Annotated in this window: 26 protein-coding genes; 11 read left to right on the forward strand and 15 right to left on the reverse strand. The window is 51.0% G+C overall.

Annotation, left to right across the window (positions count from 1 at the left end; translation table 11 throughout):
* Positions 1-82: 82 nt before the first annotated feature.
* Both rpiA and BEB54_RS16715 read right to left on the reverse strand, forming a co-directional pair.
* Positions 83-742 carry a ribose-5-phosphate isomerase RpiA gene (gene rpiA / locus BEB54_RS16710; RefSeq protein ID WP_000189743.1) on the reverse strand — a complete coding sequence of 220 codons (660 nt, stop codon included), beginning with the start codon at positions 740-742 and terminating at the stop codon, positions 83-85.
* A gap of 178 nt (positions 743-920) precedes the next feature.
* Positions 921-1106: a hypothetical protein gene (locus tag BEB54_RS16715; RefSeq protein ID WP_088541714.1), complete on the reverse strand. Its 186-nt coding sequence runs from the start codon at positions 1104-1106 to the stop codon at positions 921-923.
* A gap of 140 nt (positions 1107-1246) precedes the next feature.
* Between BEB54_RS16715 and argP the strand changes: the two genes are divergently transcribed.
* The 5 genes from argP to scpC all read left to right on the forward strand — a co-directional run bounded on the left by argP (position 1247) and on the right by scpC (position 7774).
* Positions 1247-2140: a DNA-binding transcriptional regulator ArgP gene (argP, locus tag BEB54_RS16720; RefSeq protein WP_001360955.1), complete on the forward strand. Its 894-nt coding sequence runs from the start codon at positions 1247-1249 to the stop codon at positions 2138-2140.
* Between the two features lie 203 nt (positions 2141-2343).
* Positions 2344-4488 (forward strand): methylmalonyl-CoA mutase, encoded by a 2145-nt coding sequence (gene scpA, locus BEB54_RS16725; protein WP_105276716.1) that lies wholly within the window; start codon positions 2344-2346, stop codon positions 4486-4488.
* Positions 4481-5476, forward strand: a complete 996-nt coding sequence (meaB, locus tag BEB54_RS16730) for a methylmalonyl Co-A mutase-associated GTPase MeaB (RefSeq protein ID WP_039021540.1) — start codon at positions 4481-4483, stop codon at positions 5474-5476. Before scpA ends, meaB begins: the two co-directional genes overlap by 8 nt.
* A gap of 10 nt (positions 5477-5486) precedes the next feature.
* Positions 5487-6272 (forward strand): methylmalonyl-CoA decarboxylase, encoded by a 786-nt coding sequence (gene scpB, locus BEB54_RS16735; RefSeq protein WP_000122080.1) that lies wholly within the window; start codon positions 5487-5489, stop codon positions 6270-6272.
* A gap of 23 nt (positions 6273-6295) precedes the next feature.
* Positions 6296-7774, forward strand: coding sequence for a propionyl-CoA:succinate CoA transferase (gene scpC, locus BEB54_RS16740; protein WP_000449950.1), 1479 nt, complete (start codon positions 6296-6298; stop codon positions 7772-7774).
* Here the strand turns inward: scpC and srsR are convergent.
* The 7 genes from srsR to epd form a co-directional block, all read right to left on the reverse strand.
* On the reverse strand, positions 7771-8667 hold the full coding sequence (srsR, locus tag BEB54_RS16745) for a LysR family transcriptional regulator SrsR (RefSeq protein ID WP_000350807.1): 897 nt from the start codon (positions 8665-8667) through the stop codon (positions 7771-7773). The two genes, scpC and srsR, sit on opposite strands and share 4 nt — an antisense overlap.
* Before the next feature lie 167 nt (positions 8668-8834).
* Positions 8835-9575, reverse strand: a complete 741-nt coding sequence (locus BEB54_RS16750) for an oxidative stress defense protein (RefSeq protein WP_000669834.1) — start codon at positions 9573-9575, stop codon at positions 8835-8837.
* A 92-nt stretch (positions 9576-9667) separates the two neighbouring features.
* A complete protein-coding gene (gene argO, locus BEB54_RS16755) occupies positions 9668-10303 on the reverse strand; it encodes an arginine exporter ArgO (RefSeq protein WP_000493353.1) in 636 nt (211 codons plus the stop codon).
* 138 nt (positions 10304-10441) lie between these two features.
* Positions 10442-11302 carry a small-conductance mechanosensitive channel MscS gene (mscS, locus tag BEB54_RS16760; protein WP_000389817.1) on the reverse strand — a complete coding sequence of 287 codons (861 nt, stop codon included), beginning with the start codon at positions 11300-11302 and terminating at the stop codon, positions 10442-10444.
* A gap of 357 nt (positions 11303-11659) precedes the next feature.
* A complete protein-coding gene (gene fbaA, locus BEB54_RS16765) occupies positions 11660-12739 on the reverse strand; it encodes a class II fructose-bisphosphate aldolase (protein ID WP_000034372.1) in 1080 nt (359 codons plus the stop codon).
* 214 nt (positions 12740-12953) lie between these two features.
* Positions 12954-14117: a phosphoglycerate kinase gene (gene pgk, locus BEB54_RS16775; protein ID WP_000111269.1), complete on the reverse strand. Its 1164-nt coding sequence runs from the start codon at positions 14115-14117 to the stop codon at positions 12954-12956.
* A 49-nt stretch (positions 14118-14166) separates the two neighbouring features.
* Positions 14167-15186, reverse strand: coding sequence for an erythrose-4-phosphate dehydrogenase (epd, locus tag BEB54_RS16780; RefSeq protein WP_000218480.1), 1020 nt, complete (start codon positions 15184-15186; stop codon positions 14167-14169).
* Positions 15187-15557: 371 nt separating this feature from the next.
* On the opposite strand from epd, the gene BEB54_RS16790 reads away from it, so the two are divergent.
* From BEB54_RS16790 to BEB54_RS16810, 5 genes are read left to right on the forward strand one after another with little or no spacing between them, the layout of a single operon-like run.
* Positions 15558-15989, forward strand: coding sequence for a PPC domain-containing DNA-binding protein (locus BEB54_RS16790; RefSeq protein WP_001603470.1), 432 nt, complete (start codon positions 15558-15560; stop codon positions 15987-15989).
* A gap of 22 nt (positions 15990-16011) precedes the next feature.
* The gene (locus tag BEB54_RS16795) at positions 16012-16590 is read left to right on the forward strand and encodes an ECF transporter S component (RefSeq protein ID WP_000113903.1); all 579 of its coding nucleotides are present in this window, start codon (positions 16012-16014) and stop codon (positions 16588-16590) included.
* Entirely contained in the window at positions 16591-17298 is a 708-nt protein-coding gene (locus BEB54_RS16800; protein WP_032185076.1) for an energy-coupling factor transporter transmembrane component T, read from the forward strand. It abuts the gene before it with no gap.
* The gene (locus tag BEB54_RS16805) at positions 17286-17963 is read left to right on the forward strand and encodes an ABC transporter ATP-binding protein (RefSeq protein ID WP_032185119.1); all 678 of its coding nucleotides are present in this window, start codon (positions 17286-17288) and stop codon (positions 17961-17963) included. Before BEB54_RS16800 ends, BEB54_RS16805 begins: the two co-directional genes overlap by 13 nt.
* Positions 17957-18634, forward strand: coding sequence for an ABC transporter ATP-binding protein (locus tag BEB54_RS16810; protein WP_032185077.1), 678 nt, complete (start codon positions 17957-17959; stop codon positions 18632-18634). Before BEB54_RS16805 ends, BEB54_RS16810 begins: the two co-directional genes overlap by 7 nt.
* On the opposite strand, the gene BEB54_RS16815 is transcribed toward BEB54_RS16810, so the two are convergent.
* From BEB54_RS16815 to cmtB, 6 genes are read right to left on the reverse strand one after another with little or no spacing between them, the layout of a single operon-like run.
* Positions 18606-19319: a nucleoside/nucleotide kinase family protein gene (locus BEB54_RS16815; RefSeq protein WP_105276717.1), complete on the reverse strand. Its 714-nt coding sequence runs from the start codon at positions 19317-19319 to the stop codon at positions 18606-18608. The genes BEB54_RS16810 and BEB54_RS16815 overlap by 29 nt on opposite strands.
* Positions 19316-19825 carry a fumarase E gene (gene fumE, locus BEB54_RS16820; RefSeq protein WP_105271634.1) on the reverse strand — a complete coding sequence of 170 codons (510 nt, stop codon included), beginning with the start codon at positions 19823-19825 and terminating at the stop codon, positions 19316-19318. The genes BEB54_RS16815 and fumE overlap by 4 nt, the downstream gene beginning before the upstream one ends.
* A gap of 21 nt (positions 19826-19846) precedes the next feature.
* On the reverse strand, positions 19847-20812 hold the full coding sequence (gene glpX, locus BEB54_RS16825) for a class II fructose-bisphosphatase (RefSeq protein WP_105276718.1): 966 nt from the start codon (positions 20810-20812) through the stop codon (positions 19847-19849).
* Complete coding sequence (locus BEB54_RS16830) at positions 20809-22086, reverse strand: zinc-binding dehydrogenase (RefSeq protein WP_000853198.1); 1278 nt, start codon at positions 22084-22086, stop codon at positions 20809-20811. Before BEB54_RS16830 ends, glpX begins: the two co-directional genes overlap by 4 nt.
* A gap of 14 nt (positions 22087-22100) precedes the next feature.
* Positions 22101-23489 carry a PTS mannitol transporter subunit IICB gene (cmtA, locus tag BEB54_RS16835; RefSeq protein WP_105276719.1) on the reverse strand — a complete coding sequence of 463 codons (1389 nt, stop codon included), beginning with the start codon at positions 23487-23489 and terminating at the stop codon, positions 22101-22103.
* A gap of 27 nt (positions 23490-23516) precedes the next feature.
* Positions 23517-23960 (reverse strand): PTS mannitol transporter subunit IIA, encoded by a 444-nt coding sequence (gene cmtB, locus BEB54_RS16840; protein ID WP_032185081.1) that lies wholly within the window; start codon positions 23958-23960, stop codon positions 23517-23519.
* Positions 23961-24334: 374 nt separating this feature from the next.
* Here cmtB and BEB54_RS16850 point away from each other — a divergent pair, with 374 nt between their 5' ends.
* Entirely contained in the window at positions 24335-25243 is a 909-nt protein-coding gene (locus BEB54_RS16850; RefSeq protein WP_000646925.1) for a prohibitin family protein, read from the forward strand.
* Positions 25244-25344 lie beyond the last annotated feature (101 nt).

A 25344-nucleotide genomic window follows, 5' to 3' on the forward strand; every position in this document is an offset into this window, starting at 1 on the left:
ACAATAGCCAGGTAAAAACGTGACACATGTCACCAAATTTAATGAAGAGAATTTTTTTAACGGGGGAGGTTCCCCCGTCAGATCATTTCACAATGGTTTTGACACCGTCAGGTGTGCCAATCAGCGCAACGTCCGCGCCACGGTTAGCAAACAGACCAACAGTCACCACGCCTGGAATCGCATTTATGGCGTTTTCCATCGCTATCGGGTCAAGGATTTCCATGCCGTGGACGTCGAGGATCACGTTGCCGTTATCGGTCACCACGCCCTGGCGGTATTCCGGACGACCGCCCAGTTTCACCAGCTGGCGCGCCACTGCACTACGTGCCATCGGGATAACTTCTACTGGCAGCGGGAATTTGCCCAGAATATCAACCTGCTTAGAAGCGTCTGCAATACAGATAAATTTTTCCGCAACCGAAGCAATGATTTTTTCACGGGTCAGCGCCGCGCCGCCGCCTTTGATCATCTGCATGTGGCCGTTGATTTCATCTGCACCGTCGACGTAGATGCCAAGGCTGTCGACTTCGTTGAGATCAAAAACGTGAATGCCCAGGCTTTTCAGTTTTTCTGTGGAAGCATCTGAACTGGAAACAGCCCCTTCAATCTGGCCTTTCATCGTGCCGAGCGCATCAATAAAGTGTGCGGCGGTGGAACCTGTACCTACACCAACAATGGTGCCGGGCTGAACATACTGAAGTGCCGCCCATCCTACTGCTTTTTTCAATTCATCCTGCGTCATGATCGTTTCGCCTGTGGTATGAAATTTCACACGCATTATACTCTAAATAATTCGAGTTGCAGGAAGGCGACAAGAGAGTGAATCCCCAGGAGCTTACAGAAGTAAGTGACTGGGGTGAGCGAACGCAGACGCAGCACATGCAACTTGAAGTATGACGAGTATATACAAAAAAAGCGATTCAGACCCCGTTGGCAAGCCGCGTGGTTAACTCATCCATAAAATATCGCGCAATGGCGGGCATCCCCTTTCGCCCGGCAAATAAAGCATACAACGGTCTGGGTATGCCGCTCCACGGTGCGAACAGAGGCAATAACGCCACGCCATTCAACATAACCAGGGCGCGAACTCGCTGAGCGAAATGCAATAGCGCAAATCCCTGATCTTTTAAGCTGCGTGTTTAACCACTGATACAAATGTACCCGCCGACGGCTTCGGTATATGCAACCTGACGCAAAATTGTGTCATAGTGCAGGAAAAAGCATTTACCAGGAGCAGACAACAGCAATGAAACGCCCGGACTACAGAACATTACAGGCACTGGATGCGGTGATACGTGAACGAGGATTTGAGCGCGCGGCACAAAAGCTGTGCATTACACAATCAGCCGTCTCACAGCGCATTAAGCAACTGGAAAATATGTTCGGGCAGCCGCTGTTGGTGCGTACCGTACCGCCGCGCCCGACGGAACAAGGGCAAAAACTGCTGGCACTGCTACGCCAGGTGGAGTTACTGGAAGAAGAGTGGCTGGGCGATGAACAAACCGGTTCAACTCCGCTGCTGCTTTCACTGGCGGTCAACGCTGACAGTCTGGCGACGTGGTTGCTTCCGGCGCTGGCTCCTGTGTTAGCTGATTCGCCTATCCGCCTCAACTTGCAGGTAGAAGATGAAACCCGCACTCAGGAACGTCTGCGCCGCGGCGAAGTGGTCGGCGCGGTGAGTATTCAACATCAGGCGCTGCCGAGTTGTCTTGTCGATAAGCTCGGTGCGCTTGACTATCTGTTCGTCAGCTCAAAACCGTTTGCCGAAAAATATTTCCCTAACGGCGTAACGCGTTCGGCATTACTGAAAGCGCCAGTGGTCGCGTTTGACCATCTTGATGATATGCACCAGGCCTTTTTGCAGCAAAACTTTGATCTGCCTCCAGGCAGCGTACCCTGCCATATCGTTAATTCTTCAGAAGCGTTCGTGCAACTTGCTCGTCAGGGGACCACCTGCTGTATGATCCCACATCTGCAAATCGAGAAAGAACTGGCCAGCGGCGAACTGATTGACTTAACGCCAGGGCTATTTCAACGCCGGATGCTCTACTGGCACCGCTTTGCTCCTGAAAGCCGCATGATGCGTAAAGTCACTGATGCGTTGCTCGATTATGGTCACAAAGTTCTTCGTCAGGAATAATCCATCAAATAATGCCTGGTAATACATACCAGGCATCACCTCCAGTTCTTTTTGTATTCCTTGAATCACATCACAAAATAGACAAATCTCAGGCGGCAAAAAACGACGTCTGAATGCATTTTTTTTGCTGGCGACAAACCCACGTAAAAAGCTCACCGTAAGCGCAAATACCCTCATTTTGATTGCGTTTTATGGAGCAAATAATGTCTAACGTGCAGGAGTGGCAACAGATTGCCAACAAGGAATTGAGTCGTCGGGAGAAAACTGTCGACTCGCTGGTTCAACAAACCGCAGAAGGGATCGCCATCAAGCCGCTGTATACTGAAGCCGATCTCGATAATCTGGAAGTGACAGGTACCCTTCCTGGTTTGCCGCCCTACGTTCGTGGCCCGCGTGCCACTATGTATACCGCCCAACCGTGGACCATCCGTCAGTATGCTGGATTTTCAACAGCAAAAGAGTCCAACGCTTTTTATCGCCGTAACCTGGCCGCCGGGCAAAAAGGTCTTTCCGTTGCGTTTGACCTTGCCACCCACCGTGGCTACGACTCCGATAACCCGCGCGTGGCGGGCGACGTCGGCAAAGCGGGCGTTGCTATCGACACCGTGGAAGATATGAAAGTCCTGTTCGACCAGATCCCGCTGGATAAAATGTCGGTTTCGATGACCATGAATGGCGCAGTACTACCAGTACTGGCGTTTTATATTGTCGCCGCAGAAGAGCAAGGTGTTACACCCGATAAACTGACCGGCACCATTCAAAACGATATCCTCAAAGAGTATCTTTGCCGCAACACCTATATTTACCCGCCAAAACCGTCAATGCGTATTATCGCAGACATCATCGCCTGGTGTTCCGGCAACATGCCGCGATTTAATACCATCAGTATCAGCGGTTACCATATGGGTGAAGCGGGTGCCAACTGCGTGCAGCAGGTAGCATTTACGCTCGCTGATGGGATTGAGTACATCAAAGCAGCAATCTCCGCTGGGCTGAAAATTGATGACTTCGCTCCTCGCCTGTCGTTTTTCTTCGGCATTGGCATGGATCTGTTTATGAACGTCGCCATGTTGCGTGCGGCACGTTATTTATGGAGCGAAGCGGTCAGTGGATTTGGCGCACAGGATCCGAAATCACTGGCGCTGCGTACCCACTGCCAGACCTCAGGCTGGAGCCTGACTGAACAGGATCCGTATAACAACGTTATCCGCACCACCATTGAAGCACTGGCTGCAACGCTGGGCGGTACTCAGTCACTGCATACCAACGCCTTTGATGAAGCGCTTGGTTTGCCTACCGATTTCTCAGCACGCATTGCCCGCAATACCCAGATCATCATTCAGGAAGAATCAGAACTCTGCCGCACCGTCGATCCACTGGCCGGATCCTATTACGTTGAATCGCTGACCGATCAAATCGTCAAACAAGCCAGAGCCATTATCCAACAGATCGACGAAGCCGGTGGCATGGCGAAAGCGATCGAAGCAGGTCTGCCAAAACGAATGATCGAAGAGGCCTCCGCGCGCGAACAGTCGTTGATCGACCAGGGCAAGCGTGTCATCGTTGGTGTCAACAAGTACAAACTGGATCACGAAGACGAAACCGATGTACTTGAGATCGACAACGTGATGGTGCGTAACGAGCAAATTGCTTCGCTGGAACGCATTCGCGCCACCCGTGATGATGCCGCCGTAACCGCCGCGTTGAACGCCCTGACTCACGCCGCACAGCATAACGAAAACCTGCTGGCTGCCGCTGTTAATGCCGCTCGCGTTCGCGCCACCCTGGGTGAAATTTCCGATGCGCTGGAAGCCGCTTTCGACCGTTATCTGGTGCCAAGCCAGTGTGTTACCGGCGTGATTGCGCAAAGCTATCATCAGTCTGAGAAATCGGCCTCCGAGTTCGATGCTATTGTTGCGCAAACGGAGCAGTTCCTTGCCGACAATGGTCGTCGCCCGCGCATTCTGATCGCCAAAATGGGCCAGGATGGGCACGATCGCGGCGCGAAAGTGATCGCCAGCGCCTATTCCGATCTCGGTTTCGACGTAGATTTAAGCCCGATGTTCTCTACACCTGAAGAGATCGCTCGCCTGGCAGTAGAAAACGACGTTCACGTAGTGGGCGCATCTTCACTGGCTGCCGGTCATAAAACGCTGATCCCGGAACTGGTCGAAGCGCTGAAAAAATGGGGACGCGAAGATATCTGCGTGGTCGCGGGTGGCGTCATTCCGCCGCAGGATTACGCCTTCCTGCAGGAGCGCGGCGTGGCGGCGATTTATGGTCCAGGTACGCCTATGCTCGACAGCGTGCGCGACGTACTGAATCTGATAAGCCAGCATCATGATTAATGAAGCCACGCTGGCAGAAAGTATTCGCCGCTTACGTCAGGGTGAGCGTGCCACGCTCGCCCAGGCCATGACGCTGGTGGAAAGCCGTCACCCGCGTCATCAGGCGCTAAGTACGCAACTACTTGATGCCATTATGCCGTACTGCGGTAACGCCCTGCGACTGGGCGTTACTGGCACACCCGGTGCGGGGAAAAGCACCTTTCTTGAAGCCTTTGGCATGTTGTTGATTCGTGAGGGATTAAAGGTTGCAGTTATTGCGGTCGATCCCAGCAGCCCGGTCACTGGCGGTAGCATTCTCGGAGATAAAACCCGCATGAATGACCTGGCGCGTGCCGAGGCGGCGTTTATTCGCCCGGTACCATCCTCCGGCCATCTGGGCGGTGCCAGTCAGCGAGCGCGGGAATTAATGCTGTTATGCGAAGCGGCGGGTTATGACGTAGTGATTGTCGAAACGGTTGGCGTCGGACAGTCGGAAACGGAAGTCGCCCGCATGGTGGACTGTTTTATCTCGTTGCAAATTGCCGGTGGCGGCGATGATCTGCAGGGGATTAAAAAGGGGCTGATGGAAGTGGCAGATCTGATCGTTATCAACAAAGACGATGGCGATAACCATACCAATGTCGCCATTGCCCGGCATATGTACGAGAGTGCCCTGCATATTCTGCGACGTAAATACGACGAATGGCAGCCACGAGTTCTGACTTGTAGCGCACTGGAAAAACGTGGAATCGATGAGATCTGGCACGCCATCATCGACTTCAAAACCGCGCTAACTGCCAGTGGTCGTTTACAGCAAGTGCGGCAACAACAATCGGTGGAATGGCTGCGTAAACAAACCGAAGAAGAAGTACTGAATCACCTGTTCGCGAATGAAGATTTCGATCGCTATTACCGCCAGACGCTTTTAGCGGTCAAAAACAATACGCTCTCACCGCGCACCGGCCTGCGACAGCTCAGTGAATTTATCCAGACGCAATATTTTGATTAAAGGAATTTTTATGTCTTATCAGTATGTGAACGTTGTCACTATCAACAAAGTGGCGGTCATTGAGTTTAACTATGGCCGAAAACTTAATGCCTTAAGTAAAGTCTTTATTGATGATCTTATGCAGGCATTAAGCGATCTCAACCGGCCGGAAATTCGCTGTATCATTTTGCGCGCGCCGAGTGGATCCAAAGTCTTCTCCGCAGGTCACGATATTCACGAACTGCCGTCTGGCGGTCGCGATCCGCTCTCCTATGATGATCCGTTGCGTCAAATCACCCGCATGATCCAAAAATTCCCGAAACCGATCATTTCGATGGTGGAAGGTAGTGTTTGGGGGGGCGCATTTGAAATGATCATGAGTTCCGATCTGATCATCGCCGCCAGTACCTCAACCTTCTCAATGACGCCTGTAAACCTCGGCGTCCCGTATAACCTGGTCGGCATTCACAACCTGACCCGCGACGCGGGCTTCCACATTGTCAAAGAGCTGATTTTTACCGCTTCGCCAATCACAGCCCAGCGCGCGCTGGCTGTCGGCATCCTCAACCATGTTGTGGAAGTGGAAGAACTGGAAGATTTCACCTTACAAATGGCGCACCACATCTCTGAGAAAGCGCCGTTAGCCATTGCCGTTATCAAAGAAGAACTGCGTGTACTGGGCGAAGCGCACACCATGAACTCCGATGAATTTGAACGTATTCAGGGGATGCGCCGCGCGGTTTATGACAGCGAAGATTACCAGGAAGGGATGAACGCTTTCCTCGAAAAACGTAAACCTAATTTCGTTGGTCATTAATCCCTGCGAACGAAGGAGTAAAAATGGAAACTCAGTGGACAAGGATGACCGCCGATGAAGCGGCAGAAATTATCCAGCATAACGACATGGTGGCATTTAGCGGCTTTACCCCGGCGGGTTCGCCGAAAGCCCTTCCCACCGCCATTGCCCGCAGAGCTAACGAACAGCATGAGGCCAAAAAGCCGTATCAAATCCGCCTACTGACGGGGGCGTCAATCAGCGCCGCCGCTGACGATGTACTTTCTGACGCCGATGCTGTTTCCTGGCGTGCGCCATATCAAACATCGTCCGGTTTACGTAAAAAGATCAATCAGGGCGCGGTGAGTTTCGTTGACCTGCATTTGAGCGAAGTGGCGCAAATGGTCAATTACGGTTTCTTCGGCGAAATTGATGTTGCCGTCATTGAAGCATCGGCACTGGCACCGGATGGTCGAGTCTGGTTAACCAGCGGGATCGGTAATGCGCCGACCTGGCTGCTGCGGGCGAAGAAAGTGATCATTGAACTCAATCACTATCACGATCCGCGCGTTGCAGAACTGGCGGATATTGTGATTCCTGGCGCGCCACCGCGGCGCAATAGCGTGTCGATCTTCCATGCAATGGATCGCGTCGGTACCCGCTATGTGCAAATCGATCCGAAAAAGATTGTCGCCGTCGTGGAAACCAACTTGCCCGACGCCGGTAATATGCTGGATAAGCAAAATCCCATGTGCCAGCAGATTGCCGATAACGTGGTCACGTTCTTGTTGCAGGAAATGGCGCATGGGCGTATTCCGCCGGAATTTCTGCCGCTGCAAAGTGGCGTGGGCAATATCAATAATGCAGTCATGGCGCGACTAGGGGAAAACCCGGAAATTCCTCCGTTCATGATGTATTCGGAAGTGCTACAGGAATCGGTGGTGCATTTACTGGAAACGGGCAAAATCAGCGGGGCCAGCGCCTCCAGCCTGACTATCTCGGCCGATTCCCTGCGCAAGATTTACGACAATATGGATTACTTTGCCAGCCGCATTGTGTTGCGTCCGCAGGAGATTTCCAATAACCCGGAAATCATCCGTCGTCTGGGCGTCATCGCTCTGAACGTCGGCCTGGAGTTTGATATTTACGGGCATGCCAACTCAACGCACGTAGCCGGGGTCGATCTGATGAACGGCATCGGTGGCAGCGGTGATTTTGAACGCAACGCGTATCTGTCGATCTTTATGGCCCCGTCGATTGCTAAAGAAGGCAAGATCTCAACCGTCGTGCCAATGTGCAGCCATGTTGATCACAGCGAACACAGCGTCAAAGTGATCATCACCGAACAAGGGATCGCCGATCTGCGTGGTCTTTCCCCGCTTCAACGCGCCCGCACCATCATTGATAATTGTGCACATCCTATGTATCGGGATTATCTGCATCGCTATCTGGAAAATGCGCCCGGCGGACATATTCACCACGATCTTAGCCACGTCTTCGATTTACACCGTAATTTAATTGCAACCGGCTCGATGCTGGGTTAATGACTCGTCCCGTCACGATCTTCAGCAATATGCTGAAGCATCGTGGCGGTATAACGATGATTTCTGATTGAATAAAGATATTCCTGCATATACATCGGCCTGTGCGGCGCATCAAAATATTTCAGCGTTGCCGGATTCACCAGTCGCCAGGCAAAATGCGGGATCACCGTCAGAAAATGTCCGCGCTCCACGGCGCTGATTTTGGCCATAAAACTGTAAGGTCGATAAATAATGGTGGGATTGATCCCACAAGGACGCATATTCGCATCAATCATTGCTTCGAAGTTGGCCCGGTTCTGAAAGCGCATTTGTAGCCAGGGTAGCTCCTGAAGCAACTCTTGCTCTTGTCGCTCTTCATAACGGCGAGAAACGAGAAAGCCCAATCGCAGCGGTGGTAGTTCACTGATAGTCAGGTTTTCCAGTTCCTGAACTCGTGCAGATACATGCTGTGGGGAGATTATAAAATCTAACTGACGGTCAAAAAGATTATCGATAACGCCGTTTTCGCTGAACTCAACTGGCTGGGCGGTCACGCCTTCGTACTTATCTCCGAGACTAATCAACTGATCAAAAATAATGGTCGGATAAGTATTATCTATGCCTATCACAATTTCTCGTGAACGACGTCCTGAGTTATGGATTTCATTATCAATCGCAGAAAGCCGTTGATAAACCGGGAACAGTTTTTGATACAGTTCCTGCCCGGCTTTATTGAGGCTGATATTATTATCTTTGCGGGTAAATAGCGTATAGCCAATTTGTTCTTCCAGCGCGGCAATGCTTTTGCCAAATGGCGAAGCCGTCATATGGATTTTTTCTGCCGCCCGGGCAATATTATTGGTTTGCGCTAATAAAATGAAATTGCGCATCTTTTTCGAAATAAAAATGTCCATCCCCGCTCCCCCGCATCCTTGTCCGCTTAACCGTTTCAGTTAGCCTATCCTTGATGAAACCGCGAGCAAAGATAGGTGATTACGTCATGGTTTTACAGAAAATTACAGAAAAAGGAGGCAATATCGGGTAAAGGCATTAGCCCGACCAATACGTCGGGCTACAAGTATTATTGTGCGGCAGGTGTTTTAGCGGGTTGTTGATCCACAGGTTCTAACTGGAAGACCACATCGACCTGATCATCAAACTGAATAGCAGCCTGCTCGTAAGTTTCCTGGGCTGAGACCGGCGCGGCATCGGCTTTCATCATCCGCACCATTGGGCTGGGCTGATAGTTGGAAACATGGTAGCGCACGCTATATACCGGCCCTAGTTTACGATGAAAGCCGTTCGCCAGTTCCTGCGCCTGATGAATCGCGTTATCAATCGCTGCCTTACGCGCTTTGTCTTTATAGGCATCCGGCTGCGCCACACCCAGCGATACAGAACGAATTTCGTTAAGACCCGCCTTCAGCGCACCATCCAGCAAGGAATTCAGTTTGTCTAACTGACGGAGCGTGACTTCCACCGTTCTCACAGCACGGTAGCCTTTCAGGATACTTTTACCATCCTGATAATCATAATCTGGCTGGGTGCGTAAGTTCGCTGAGCTGATATCTTTTTTCGCGATCTGATTGAGTTCAAGGAAGGAAATGTATTGTGCGACGCGCTCATCCGCCTGTTTCTTGGCAGTAGCGGCATCCTTCGCGGCCACGTTGACTTCAATCGCAAGAGTGGCAATGTCTGGCACCGCATCCACGCTTGCCGTACCGGAGGTGACAATATGCGGTCCATCCGGCAATTCGTTAGCCTGCGCTGCCATCCCGCTAATACCCATTAATGCCGCCAGGGCGATAACTTTGAACTTCACGTTAGTCTCTCCGTGTTAATTGACTTGCCCAAAATTCAGGACCTCTGGAGGCAAGCTTAGCGCCTCTGTTTTATTTTTCCATCAGATAGCGCCTAACTGAACAAGGCTTGTGCATGAGCAATACCGTCTCTCGCCAGCTGCAAGGCAATAAACCACATAACACATCCCACTACCAGATTGATAATGCGCTGTGATTTTGCCGTGCGCAGGCGCGGTGCCAGCCAGGCTGCGAGAAGAGCCAGACCAAAGAACCACAGGAAAGAGGCGCTAATTGTCCCGAGCGCAAACCAACGTTTTGGTTCGACGTCAAGCTGCCCACCAAGGCTGCCCAGTACAACAAAAGTATCCAGGTAAACATGCGGATTCAGCCAGGTCACTGCCAACATGGTGGCGATAATTTTCCATCTGCCTTGCTTCATGACTTCGGCACTGGCTAACTCAATATTACTGCTCATTGCTGTTTTAAAAGCGCCAAAACCATACCACAGCAAGAAGGCTACGCCGCCCCAGGTGACCAGCGCAAGCAACCACGGCGACTGCATCAATAACGCACTGCCACCAAAAATCCCGGCGCAAATCAGGACCAAATCGCTGATAGCACAAAGTAAGGCAATCATAATGTGGTACTGACGACGTATGCCCTGATTCATCACAAAAGCATTTTGTGGACCGAGCGGTAGGATCATAGCCGCCCCAAGTGCAAGACCTTGAAAGTAATAAGAAAACACGTTGGATATTCCGAATTAAGTATCTGATGCAGAGACTATATCGCGGGATTGTTATTAGCGGAAATTGATAATATTAATTGGCAATCAGAAAAACTAATAAGAGAGAGGCCAGAGAGTATTATCTGGCCTCAGCGTTGATTATGCAGCTTTGTCTTCTTTCACCCGCTTAAAGTTCACATCCATTTGCGGGTACGGGAAGCTGATACCGGCGGCATCAAATTCACGTTTAATACGCTCCAGCACATCCCAGTACACGTTTTGCAGATCGCCGCTTTTGCTCCAGACGCGGACCACGAAATTAATCGACGATGCGCCAAGTTCGTTCAGACGCACAGTCATTTCGCGATCTTTCAAAATGCGGTCTTCAGACTGGATAATATTGGTCAGGATCTGCTTAACCTGATCGATATCGGAATCATACGCCACGCCAATAATAAATTCGTTACGGCGAACTGGCTCGCGGGAGAAGTTAATAATATTCCCGGCAATAATTTTACCGTTCGGAATAACGATAATTTTACCGTCTGCAGTACGCATGGTGGTGGAGAAAATCTGCACGCTCAGCACAGTACCGGCTACGCCGCCGAGGTCAACATATTCTCCGGCACGGAACGGGCGGAACATGACCAGTAACACGCCAGCGGCCAGGTTAGACAGTGACCCCTGCAAAGCCAGACCAACAGCTAAGCCTGCGGCACCGAGTACAGCAATGACTGACGCGGTTTGTACGCCCACGCGCCCCAGTGCAGCGATTAGCGTAAAGGCGATAATTCCGTAACGGACTAATGCAGAAAGAAAATCAGCAACGGTGGCATCGATTTTACGGGAGATCATCAGGCGATTCACCGCGTTGGAAATCATCCGCGCGATAATCAAACCAACGATGATGATCGCGAGTGCCGCCACGATGTTTACTGCATAACTTAGCAGTAGCGCCTGGTTAGCCACCAGCCAGCTCCCCGCGCCGTTTATGCTATCGACAACATTCAAATCTTCCATTCAATATTCCTTTTCAACTGACTCAAAATGGAGAAATACACTCCGCCGCCTTATGACGGGCAGTCTGACAAGGGTAAACAATAAAGCATAATTTTGCCAAATAGATCACAGATTTCTCATCTGCATCACCTTGCTTTTGGTGAAAAAAGATCCGCAGAGCGGGCCTCAGACAGATAGCAATGTGCGATTTGTCATACTGGATGCGGCTTTAACGCCTTACCAGACCTACAAAAGCCTTTAAATTCAATATATTGCAGGATACGTGTAGGCCTGATAAGCGTAGCGCATCAGGCATTTTTTCTTTTGGCGAAAAAAAGACCCGCAGAGCGGGCCTTGAGATAAGCAGAAAGGAATATCTTACAGAACGTCGATCGCGTTCAGTTCCTGGAATGCTTTTTCCAGACGAGCGATCATCGAAGTCTGACCGGCACGCAGCCATACGCGCGGATCGTAGTATTTCTTGTTCGGCTGATCTTCGCCTTTCGGGTTGCCCAACTGACCCTGCAGATAAGCTTCGTTCGCTTTGTAGTAGTTCAGAACACCTTCCCAGGTTGCCCATTGGGTATCGGTATCGATGTTCATTTTCACTACGCCGTAGCTTACGGAGTCTTTGATTTCCTGAGCAGTAGAACCGGAACCGCCGTGGAATACGAAGTTCAGGCTGTTGTGCGGCAGGTTGTGTTTCTTGGAAACATATTCCTGAGAGTCACGCAGGATGGTCGGAGTCAGAACAACGTTACCCGGCTTGTATACGCCGTGTACGTTGCCGAAGGACGCTGCGATGGTGAAGCGCGGGCTGATTTTGCTCAGCTCGGTGTATGCGTAATCAACGTCTTCCGGCTGGGTGTACAGTGCAGAAGCGTCCATGTGGCTGTTGTCCACGCCGTCTTCTTCACCACCGGTGCAACCCAGTTCGATTTCCAGAGTCATGCCGATTTTGGACATACGCTCCAGGTATTTAGAGCAGATTTCGATGTTCTCTTGCAGAGATTCTTCAGACAGGTCGATCATGTGAGAAGAGAACAGCGGCTTACCGGTAGCTGCGAAGTGTTTTTCACCCGCGTCCAGCAGACCGTCGATCCACGGCAGCAGTTTTTTCGCGCAGTGGTCGGTGTGCAGGATCACTGGAACACCATAGTGTTCAGCCATCTGGTGAACGTGATGCGCACCAGAGATCGCACCCAGGATAGCAGCACCCTGCGGAACGTCAGATTTCACGCCTTTACCAGCGATAAAGGAAGCACCACCGTTGGAGAACTGAACGATAACCGGCGCTTTAACTTTAGCCGCGGTTTCCAGTACGGCGTTGATGGAGTCAGTACCGACGCAGTTTACTGCTGGCAGTGCGAAGTTGTTTTCTTTTGCTACCTGGAAAACTTTCTGTACGTCATCACCAGTGATTACGCCAGGTTTTACGAAATCAAAAATCTTAGACATGTCTCTTGTCCTGTATCGTCGGGCCTTATACTCGTCATACTTCAAGTTGCATGTGCTGCGTCTGCGTTCGCTCACCCCAGTCACTTACTTATGTAAGCTCCTGGGGATTCACTCTCTTGTCGCCTTCCTGCAACTCGAATTATTTAGAGTATGAAAAAATGCGTGCTCTAAAAGCGCGCTGCAACAAGGGCAGGTTTCCCTGCCCTGTGATTTTTTACTTCTTAGCGCGCTCTTCGAGCATCGCTACTGCAGGCAGTACTTTACCTTCCACGAATTCGAGGAATGCGCCGCCGCCAGTGGAGATGTAGGAGATTTTGTCAGCAATGCCGAACAGGTCGATTGCTGCCAGAGTGTCGCCGCCGCCAGCGATGGAGAACGCTTCGCTGTCTGCGATAGCGTTAGCCACGATTTCAGTACCTTTACGGAAGTTCGGGAATTCGAACACACCAACCGGACCGTTCCACAGAATGGTTTTCGCATTCTTCAGGATTTCAGCCAGTTCCTGCGCAGAAGCATCGCCGATATCCAGGATCTGCTCGTCAGCTTTCACATCGTTAACAGATTTCAGGGTAGCCGGTGCAGTTTCAGAGAACTCAGTTGCTACGCGAACGTCAGACGGAACCGGAATGTTGCAGGTGGTCAGCAGACGTTTTGCTTCGTCAACCAGGTCAGCTTCGTACAGGGATTTACCCACATCGTGGCCTTGTGCCGCGATAAAGGTGTTAGCGATACCACCACCCACGATCAGCTGGTCAGCGATTTTGGACAGGGAGTCCAGAACGGTCAGTTTGGTAGATACTTTAGAACCACCAACGATAGCCACCATCGGGCGAGCAGGTTCTTTCAGTGCTTTACCCAGCGCGTCCAGTTCAGCTGCCAGCAGCGGGCCTGCGCACGCAACATCAGCGAATTTACCGATACCGTGAGTAGAAGCCTGCGCGCGGTGAGCAGTACCGAATGCGTCCATTACGAACACGTCACACAGTGCAGCATATTTTTTGGACAGAGTTTCGTCGTCTTTCTTCTCGCCTTTGTTGAAGCGAACGTTTTCCAGAACAACCAGTTCACCTTCAGCAACGTCAACGCCGTCGAGGTAATCTTTAACCAGACGAACCGGGTTAGACAGTTTGTCTTTCAGGTAGTTAACAACCGGCAGCAGAGAGAATTCTTCGTTGTACTCGCCTTCGGTAGGACGACCCAGGTGGGAAGTTACCATCACTTTCGCGCCTTGTTTCAGGGCCAGTTCGATGGTCGGCAGAGAAGCACGGATACGCGCGTCGCTGGTTACTTTCCCGTCTTTTACTGGTACGTTCAGATCCGCACGGATAAATACACGTTTCCCAGCAAGATCCAGATCGGTCATCTTAATTACAGACATGGTGAATCCTCTCGTTGATTCTAAAAGTTTTGCAGACGCTGCTTGCGTCTTACCTGAAAGCAACAGTAGCCATAGCTAACGTCGTGTCGAGCATTCGGTTAGCAAAGCCCCATTCGTTATCGCACCAGACCAACGTTTTGATCAGGTGTGCGCCACTGACCCGGGTTTGGGTGCCATCGACAATGGCACTGTGCGGATCGTGGTTAAAATCTACAGAGACCAACGGCAATTCCGTATAGTCAACTATACCATGAAATGCACCTTGTGCTGCTTTTTGCAGCAACAGGTTGACTTCATTGGCTTTTACAGGTTTCTTCACCGTCACGCTTAAATCGATTGCCGTCACATTTATGGTTGGCACACGTACCGCAATCGCTTCAAAGCGATCGTTAAATTGCGGAAAAAATCGTGTGATACCGGCGGCCAGTTTAGTATCGACCGGAATGATCGACTGGCTGGCTGCCCGGGTGCGACGCAGGTCAGGATGGTATGCATCAATAACCTGTTGATCGTGCATGGCGGAGTGAATTGTGGTCACAGTGCCGGACTCAATACCGTACGCATCATCTAACAATTTGATGACGGGAATTATGCAATTCGTGGTACAGGAAGCGTTAGAAACGATGCGGTGTTCCGCACGAAGTTGATCCTGATTGACGCCGTAAACAACGGTCGCATCGAGATCGTTACTGCCAGGATGTGAAAAGAGCACTTTTTTGGCCCCGGCGGCAATATGTGCTTCGCCATGCTCGCGGGAGCCATATACGCCGGTGCAGTCGAGAACCACATCGACGCCCAGTTCACGCCATGGGAGCGATTGCAGTGAACGTTCATGCAATACGCGGATGGCGTCATCACCAACAAAAAGTTGATCGCGTTCCTGTCGTACTTCCCATGCAAAACGGCCATGACTGGTGTCATATTTCAACAAATGCGCCATGCCCGCAGCATCCGCCAGTTCGTTGATTGCCACCACGGTAATTTCCGCCCGGCGTCCGGATTCATACAAAGCACGAACCACATTACGCCCGATGCGACCGAAGCCATTTATCGCTACGCGTACGGTCATAGATCTCCTGCAAGGTTTTCCCTGAGCAAATTTGCCAGACAGAGTAATCCAGCAAATCGTCCGGGGAAACCTTACCTGTCGCAAACTGCGACTGATTGGTTAATTGTCGAACATTTAATCGACTGAAACGCTTCAGCTAGGATAAGCGAAACGTGGAATAAAAGGAATGATTGTCCAGTCAAAGAAGACAATTATCTGACTTACGTCACGTTTTCATCCCCGCCCCTGTGGAATTTATTCCACTTTGCAGAATCACGAATAAGCGTAGCAAAATCTTTTCGTTGTGCCGTCACAAACCCTGACTTATATCAGAATATGACTGATGCAGCGTCGATATTATCCGCAATACGTCCGAGTTTCGGAGTACTCCAATGATGACATTGCCCTACCCATATTCTTCCTCCGCACGCTTTTACGCGCTGCGCCTGCTCCCAGGGCAGGAAGTTCTCTCCCAATTACGCGCCTTCGCGCAGCAACAACAACTCCACGCCGCGTGGATTGCAGGTTGTACCGGCAGTCTGACTGACGTCGCCTTACGCTATGCCGGGCAAGAAAACACGGCCCTACTAAGCGGTAAGTTCGAAGTCATCGCATTGAACGGCACACTGGAACAGAGTGGTGAACATCTTCATCTCTGCGTTTCCGATCCACACGGCACGATGCTTGGCGGTCATATGATGCCCGGCTGTACCGTGCGGACCACGCTTGAACTGGTGATCGGCTGCCTTGAGGAGCTGGCGTTTAGCCGCCAACCTTGCGCGCTTTCTGGTTACGACGAATTGCATATTTCCCCCGTTAAATAACTACTTTCAGAGAGGTTTTCTTATGGCGCGTCGCCACTTTTCCAGTCAAGCACTGGTGTTGATTGTTATCTCTATCGCCATCAATATGATTGGCGGGCAACTGGCCAGCATGGTCAAATTACCTATATTTCTCGACTCCATCGGCACACTTATTAGCGCGGTACTGCTTGGTCCGGTGATCGGGATGCTGACCGGCTTACTGACCAATTTACTCTGGGGATTGCTCACCGACCCGATCGCCGCCGCCTTTGCCCCCGTGGCGATGGTTATTGGCCTGGTCGCCGGTTGGCTGGCGCGAGCGGGTTGGTTTCGCACCCTGCCAAAAGTCGTTGTCAGCGGCGTGATTATTACGCTTGCAGTAACGGTCGTCGCTGTACCGCTGCGTACTGCGCTGTTCGGCGGTGTCACCGGTAGCGGAGCCGATTTGTTCGTTGCCTGGATGCACTCTATGGGGCAAAACCTGGTGGAGTCGGTGGCGATTACGGTGATAGGCGCAAACCTGGTCGATAAAATTCTTACAGCGGTGATTGTCTGGCTTTTACTGCGTCAGCTGCCGATTCGCACCACGCGCCATTTTCCGGCAATGGCTGCCGTGCGCTAAATGCATCCGTTTACATCCCTAACGCTGTGGGCGCTGGCGGCCTGCACCACGCTTATCCTGCCCACACAGACAATACTGCCATTCTATAGCGCGGCGACCTTTTTCTGCCTTATTGCGCTAAAGGCCACGCGGCGGCGGGTAAAATATGTTGTCTGGCTGATGTTCTCGCTGGGGGCTGGACTGTGGCTGGTACACGGTGGCTGGCTGACAGAATGGCTAAGCGGCACGCCACGCTCGCCAGAACGGTGGACGCATGCTATTACGCTCTGGTTGCGGATTCTGGCGATTGTTTCAACCTCGCAGTTGTGGATGCAATTCGTCCCAGTGCAACGTTTTATCCGCGCTTTGTTTGCTTCTCGCCTGCCGCCGGGCGTCGCTTATCTGTTCGCTGGGCCTTTGTTGGTCGTTGAGCAGTTAAAACGGCAATTAGCGATTATTCATGAAGCGCAGCGCGCCCGTGGGGTGCCGCTGGATGAGGGCTGGTATCAGCGTTTACGTGCTATACCCGCGCTAATTATTCCGCTAACACACAATGCGCTAAACGATCTGGCTATCCGTGGTGCGGCGCTGGATATGCGGGCATTTCGGATCCACAACCGGCGCACTACGTTATGGGCACCGCCTGACAGTAACCTGGAAAAAGTGGCACGTTACGCCATGATCTTGCTGATGCTGGCAGAATTCGGAGCGTGGATATGGTTACGTTAGAACAGTTTCGCTATTGCCCGACACACTCAACGCACCCTCCGTTCTGTTATGACTTTCACTATGTCAAACCGGGGATAGTCGCCATCTTTGGTGACAACGGCAGTGGCAAAAGTACGCTGGCGCAACTGATGGCGGGCTGGTATCCGGACTTTCTGCCAGGAGAGATAACCGGCACGGGGACGCTTCTCGGTACGCCCATTGGGTATCTCCCGCTTAATGAACAATCCGCCACCATCCAGCTCGTTCAGCAATCGCCCTATTTGCAGCTCTCCGGCTGTACCTTTAGCGTGGAAGAAGAAGTTGCCTTTGGGCCAGAAAATCTGTGTCTTGCTGAAGAGGAGATTATGGCGCGGATTGATGCCGCCCTGACTCTGACCGAGTGCCAGCCGTTGCGCCATCGTCACCCGGCAACACTCTCCGGTGGAGAGACACAGCGCGTGGTCATCGCCTGCGCCATCGCGATGCAGCCAAAACTATTAATTCTTGATGAAGCCTTTAGTCGCCTGACGCCGCAGGCCAGCGAAATGCTGTTGCAGCGCTTACAACACTGGGCGTTTGAACGTGGTTCGCTGATTATTCTTTTTGAACGTCATCGCACACCTTTCCTGAACTACTGCCAGCAAGCGTGGCAATTGCAAAACGGAGCGCTCCAGCCACTATGTTAACGTTAAACCAGATATCTTATCGCTGGCCTGGCGCGGCAACGGATTGTCTTTGCGACATTTCTCTGCAACTCAAACAAGGTGAATGGTTGGCGCTGACCGGCGACAATGGCGCGGGAAAATCGACGCTGTTACGAGTAATGGCAGGTCTTCTTACGCCCACAACCGGTACGGTTATACTGCAACAACAGGCGATGAAAAACCTGAAAAACCGCCAACGTGCAGCAAAGATTGGCGTACTGTTTCAGGAAGCGGAAAACCAGCTTTTTCACAGCACCGTCGCTGACGAGATCGCATTTGGTTTGAAACTGCAAAAATGCCTGGCGGATGAAATCACTCAACGTACCAATGCTGCCCTGCAATGCTGTCAGTTAGCAGACACTGCCAGCGCGCATCCGTTAGATCTGCATAGTGCGCAGCGACGGATGGTCGCCGTCGCCTGCCTGGAAGCACTCTCTCCGCCGCTATTGCTGCTGGACGAGCCGAGTCGGGATTTTGACGAAAATTGGATGAGCGTGTTTGAAAGCTGGCTGGAAAAGTGCCGCCAGCGAGGCACGAGCGTCGTAGCAATCAGTCATGACGCCGCATTTACCCGGCGTCATTTCTCTCGTGTGGTGCGACTGGAAGATGGTGTAATCAGGAACGTTAATCCACCAGACGATATTCACCCGTAGCGGTCATCATTAAGGTCAAATTTGCAGGCAGACTCTCTTCCAGCACCCGGCGAACATTCGGCCCATCGGTACGGTCATAAAAGGCTTCTGCGTCTGCCAGCGATAACCCTCCCGCCAGCTTGCGCCCCACCAGTCGTTCCCGCAACGCAGTAGCTGGCGCGTTGATAAAGATCGAGAAATCACAAAATTGCGCAAGCTGGCGCCACTTCTCGTCATCCAGCAACAACCAGTTTCCTTCGACGATGACGAGTGGTGCGGTAACGTGCAACGCATCTTCAACAGGATCATGCTTTTGTCGATCGTACTGCGGCCACGTACAATCCCCTTCCATTACCTGGCGCAGATTTTCCGCCAGTTTTGCCACATCGAATGTCTCTGGTGCGCCTTTAAAGGGGCGCAATTGATGCGCATCCAGCCAGCTATTGTAATGGTGAAAACCATCCATCGGCAGCGTCTGAATAGCGGGTAGTTCCGGGTCTTGTTGCGCGAGATATTCCCAGAAAGTGGTTAGGGTAGATTTACCCGTCCCCGGCGGAGCGCAAAGAAAAACCACGGTACGCCGCTGCGGATTTACCGTCTGTAAGGCTGCCAGCATACGCAGCAACGGTGTATGCACATTTTCAATCTCTTCGTTCGGGTACTGCGCCTGTACCTTCAATCCATTCACCGTCAGTTCGATTTTCACGGCGTTAATTCCTTTAAGGTGGTCGTTACTGCCAGCGTCAGCGCCGTTTTGACCATCCCACTAAAACGCACCTCTGACCAGACGGCGAAATCAGCGAACTTCATCGCTTTTAACGCGTCATAGAGCGTCGCATTACGGGTTATGCTATTGACGTTGCTGATAAAATCCCAGGTAATGTCATCGGCAAATCCGGGCGTTTCATCCTGTTCATTCAGGTAATGCCAGAACTGGGAAAAGTGCGTGATATCGGCATACAGCCATTTGTCCATTTTCCCCAGCGCAAAAATCAAACGTAGCGCAACATCAATATCGTCAAGCGGGCCGCTTTGAGCGAGTAACGGCTTCACTGCATATTCCACGATCTCTTCATCATTATCGACAAACAGCGACGGCAGAAACTGGCGTATCCCCTGGAGCAAAATAGAATGCGCAGTTTTCATAAATGAAAATAAATTGTCCTGTGCATCCAGTTGCTCAAGCACATCATCTTCTGTCAGCGTCGCCATTCGTCTTCCGATAGATCACCATCAATGCAGGGAGTCTATTATATTACACGTTTGGTCCGCGCCGCCGATCAGTAATGTCTGCGTCCGCACCCCATTCGCCGTCTGTTGGATACCATTCACCAACTCGCCGCCCGTCACGCCCGTAGCGCTAAAGAGGATATCGTTCCCCTTCACCAGTTCATCGAGCGAGTACACACGGTTCACTTCACCCCCCATTTCCTTGCAACGCTTGCGCTCCTGCTCTGCAATCTGCCGATTTTCCGTGTAATCCCCTTTAGCCTGACAAAAGTCAATCAGCTCGGCCTGCATATCCCCGCCTAATGCTTTAACGGCACAGGCAGAAATCACGCCTTCTGGCGCACCGCCGATGGTGTACATCACATCGTAAGGATTATCCTGCCAGCAGGTCAGCACGCTGGCGGCTACATCGCCATCCGGCAGGGCAAAAACCTTCACGCCCAGCTGTGTTGCTTCCTCAATTGCGGCTCTCAGGCGCGGTTTATCCAGCGTAACCATACGTAGCTGGTCCAGCGGTTTGCCTAACGCTTTCGCCACATTGCGCAAGTTGTCCGCCAGGGGTAACGCCAGATCAATCGCGCCCGCCGCAAGCCGATTAACGATCAGCTTTTTCATATACATATCGGGCGCGTGTAACAGGCTGCCTCGTGGGGCGAAGGCCATGACTGCCAGCGCATTGCTTTGCCCCATCGCCACCATCCGCGTGCCTTCAATCGGGTCAACCGCGATATCGACTTCTGGCCCACCGCCTTTGCCCACCTCTTCGCCAATCCACAGCATCGGCGCATGGTCAATTTCTCCCTCGCCGATAACCACTCGCCCACGAAAAGCGACATCGTTTAATGCCTGGCGCATCGCGGTGACCGCCAGGCCATCAATTTTATTTTTGTTGCCACATCCGGTTTGCGGCCAGGCAGCCAACGCTGCCTGCTCCGTAACGCGAAATAATGGCCACGCCAGGGACATCATTGCGCGGCCTCCCCGATATCAACGCCAAATTGCGCCAGCAGATATTTCTCGGCCTGTTCATTCCAGATGCCGTGCGTTTCCTCAACCAGCCGCGCAAGCTCTTTAAACAGCGGATCTGTTTTGCCTTTTTCGGCAAAATCGGCAATGGCAGTGAGCGGCATGGTAACGCCGTTGTAAATGAGTTTTTTACCACCGGGGATATCCGGTAAATTGAGAACGGTTTCTGGCACTGCATCCAGGCCACCGATATGCGTCACCATAAACGACGGTTGCAACTGCCCCGTGGCGCTCAGGGCAATCGCCTCTTTCATATCGTCCGTTGAACCACCCGATGTACCGACGACGTGCGTGCTGTTGTAATGGACGTTGTAGAAATTAAACGGCACTTTGAAGTTTTTATCCGTCGGCCCGGCAAAGAAGTTCAGGCAGCCATCTTCCGCCAGTAATTCGTCAGCCATCTCAACGACAGCAGGCACCGCCGCATAAACAAAAATGTCATCGAACCCAGCATCTCCTGTCAGCGCCCGCAGCTTCTGTACCGGATCGGCCATTCCTTTGGTATTCACATATATCAGCTCAATGCCTTTGCTGGCCGCCAGCTCCACCGGCAGCAGCTTCTGCACCTGTGCCAGGCGTTTGTCGTCGATATCGACCACCACTACCCGCGACGGTTGTATGCCGCCGTGAATAGCGTAATCGATAGCGCCTATCCCCATCGGGCCCGCACACGCCAGCAGCGCAATATTGCCACCAGGTTTCACGCCCATGCGATGCTCATAAACATATTGCGTGGTGTGATAATTGGCATGATAAGCGCCAATAATGCAGCACATCGGCTCTGCCAGAGACGCCGCAGCAAAATAAGATCCGTGATAGGGTAATACGCAGCCCAGGTTAATGGCGATCTCCGGAATAATCATATAGGTAGCATTACCGCCAAAATATTCGTAGCTGTATCCCGCAGAATACCCGCTTGGTAGCCCCATCGCCGGTTGCAATACAAAACGTTGGCCTTTTTTATATTTGTCGGTAAGATTTTTCCCCACTTCAACAATAATCCCGGCACATTCATGCCCGGTAATGACCGGATGATTTTCTAAATCGTCGGGCACCCGTTTATGTTCGCTACCGAGTAACGCCGCTTTCCAGGTCGATAAACACACACTGTCAGAAATTACACTCACCAGCAGTTCATTATCGGTAATTTCGGGCAGTTCAAATTCGCGCAGACGGACATCCCGCTTGCCATAAATAGCAGCAACTTTGGTTTTCATTTTTACCTCGGCAATCAGTTTTTATGTTCAGCGGTTAATTGATTAAATAAAGTGTCGAGTTTGGGATCGCCAATATAGTTATTAATCAATATCAGCGGTTTATCCGTCACGCGTTTCACGCGCCCTTCCAGACTAGCGTGAGTAACGACGATATCCACATCTGCAGGCACGTTTTCTATCGCGTAATGTTTTACTTCTATTGCCAGCCCCGCTTTTTCCAGGCGCTTACGGAAGGTGGTTGCGCCCATCGCGCTAGAGCCCATTCCCGCATCGCAAACAAAGGCGATACGCTTAACCCGGCTTAACGAGAATGCACCTTCTTGTTTCATCGCCTTAACCGCATTGGCGGACTGCGCAAACTCATCTTCGCTCTCCGTTTCCACCGTTTTTTCCATCTTCAGTATTACGGAAGTGACAGCAAAGGACACCAGGGTACCTACCGTAACACCGGCAATTGTCGCCAGGAATGAGCCTTTCGGCGTCAGTGCCAGGTACGCAAAGATAGAGCCTGGACTTGGGCCAGCCACCAGACCACCGTCCAGTAAGTTAAACATCCAGGTGCCAGACATACCGCCGGCAATCATGGCAATAATGGTCAGCGGCTTCATCAGCACATACGGGAAATACAGTTCGTGGATCCCACCGAGGAAGTGAATAATCATCGCCCCGGGCGCAGAACGTTTACTCATCCCTTTACCAAACAAAGTAAACGCCAGCAGCAGTCCTAAGCCAGGCCCAGGGTTGGACGCCACCATAAAGAAGATGGATTTACCGTTAACTGAAGCCTGTTGCATCCCCAACGGGTAATAGACGCCCTGATCTATCGCGTTATTGAGGAAAAGCACTTTCGCCGGTTCATTGATGACTGACAGCAAAGGCAGATAGCCCGCATGTACCAGCGCCTCAATACACTCTTTGACGAAAGTATTGGCAATTAACACCGCCGGGCCAATAACTTCAAAACCCAGCAGACAAAGGAGCATCCCGGTGATACCTAATGAGAAGTTATTGATAACCATCTCAAAACCAGCAGGTATGCGTTTTTCCAGTGCCTTATCAACATATTTTATGACCAGCCCACCTAACGGTCCCATGATCATTGAACCAAGGAACATCGGGATTTCTGCGCCGACGATTACACCAATTGTCCCTATTCCGCCCATGACTGCGCCGCGTTTACCGCCGACTAAATGGCCACCGGTAGAACCAATCATTACGGGCAATAAATAGGTAATCATCGGGCCGACAATTTTGGCGAAATGTTCGTTAGGCAACCAACCAGTAGGAATAAATAATGCAGTAATAAAACCCCAGGCAATAAAAGCACCAATATTGGGGATGACCATTGCCGTCAAAAAGCCCCCAAAAGCCTGGACCTTTGCACGAGCAGACTTGTTTTCCATAATATTATCCTGTAGAGGAGAGAGTCATTATTCGCGGCTGATAATGTCCGCTAATTGTTTTTCTGATGTTGCAGTTAAGAGTTGTTCAAGTATTTCTTCTTCGCACAGCAATTCACTTAACGCCTGAATAGCGCCAATGTGCGAATCGGCATCAGCAGCAGAAAGACCGATAAGTAATTTAATCGGTTCGTCATTCCCCGGAAAATAAACGTCTTGTTTAAGTAACGTCAAAGACATCCCGGTTTTAAGCGCCCCACATTCCGGTCGCGCATGAGGCATTGCCACCCCAGGTGCCAGAATGTAATAAGGACCATTGTTGAGTGTTGAATCTTTAATAGCCTGAATGTAATTCTCGCTGATATAGTTTTTATCCAGCAATGATGCCATCGAGAAATTGATAGCTTCCTGCCAATCTTTTGCTGAATGTATAACTGAGATTGATGATTCTGGAAAATAATCAATAAGCCGCATAAATTATCCTTATTTTATTTTTAGGGTACCGTCCGGCGGTAAAAATAAAATACTCGTGCGATTTAATGAAAGCAATTGGGCACGCGAGAAGAAAAAAACATGAACCAAAATAATAAAATGTTAAATAACAACAACATGAAATTTATACTTATAAAGTCAAGTTTGTGTTTGTTATGTTTATCACAAAACCAATGTTTTATCCGCCTATGTATTTGTGATGCATATCTCTATTTATCTATTGAATGTTCGAAAACATACTTTTTTAGCCGATGTTTTTCGCTCTCCCCCTTTATAGATTCTGAATTCTCACCTGTTGGCTGTTTTCTCCTCACCTCATGTGACATATTCCCACACTTTACTCAAGGAAGATTCTCATGAAAGCACCTGTTTCAATAACCTCATTTCGCCCACAAAAATCTATTGCTATCGCCATTGGCGTGCTTACCGTGGTTGTGCTGCCATTTCTCTCGTATTACACCGTTAATGAAGGTGAACGCGGCATTTTGCTGCGCTACGGAAAAATCGTAAAAGTTGCCGAGCCGGGTCTGGGTTTTAAGATCCCTTTTATGGAAAGCGTAGAGAAAATTTCCACGCGTAATCAGGCTGTGGTTTATCAGGGATTACAGGCCTACAGCCGCGACCAGCAACCGGCACAAATGACAGTATCAGTCAGCTTCCACATTAAACCTTCAGAAGCAGGCGCGGTTTATACCACCTACAACACCATTGAAGCATTAAAAGATCGTCTGATTGTCCGTCAGTTGCCAACTCAACTGGAGAACGTTTTCGGCCAATATACCGCCATCAGCGCGGTACAGGATCGTACAAAACTGGTTCAGGATCTGCAAAATGCAATGCGTAAAGCCGTTGTTGGCCCGGTGGTGATTGATGGTGTCCAGATTGAAAATATTGATTTTTCTGACGCTTATGAAAAATCGATTGAAGATCGAATGAAAGCAGAAGTCGCCATTGCCACACGTAAGCAAAATCTGGAAACAGAGAAAATCCAGGCGCAAATAGCGGTAACTCAGGCCCAGGCAGAAGCAGACAGTAAACTGGCGGCAGCCAAAGCAGAAGCTGAGACTATTCGCGTAAGAGGCGCGGCAGAGGCTGAAACTATTCGTTTAAAAAGTGCGGCTGAAGCAGAAGCGATCCGCCTGCGCGGTGAAGCTCTGCGGGATAATCCCGGACTTGTTGCCCTCACCACTGCTGAGCGTTGGGACGGTAAGCTACCCGATACCATGATCCCCGGCAGTACAGTTCCGTTTATCTCTACTAAGTAAAAAAAGGGCCGCTTTCGCGGCCCTTGAGACTGATGGCAAAGGCAAAACTGCCTGATGCGCTACGCTTATCAGGCCTACATACTTCCTGCAATATATTGAAT

This window comes from Escherichia sp. MOD1-EC6021, assembly GCF_002965245.1.
GTDB classification, from domain to species: Bacteria; Pseudomonadota; Gammaproteobacteria; order Enterobacterales; family Enterobacteriaceae; genus Escherichia; species Escherichia coli_F.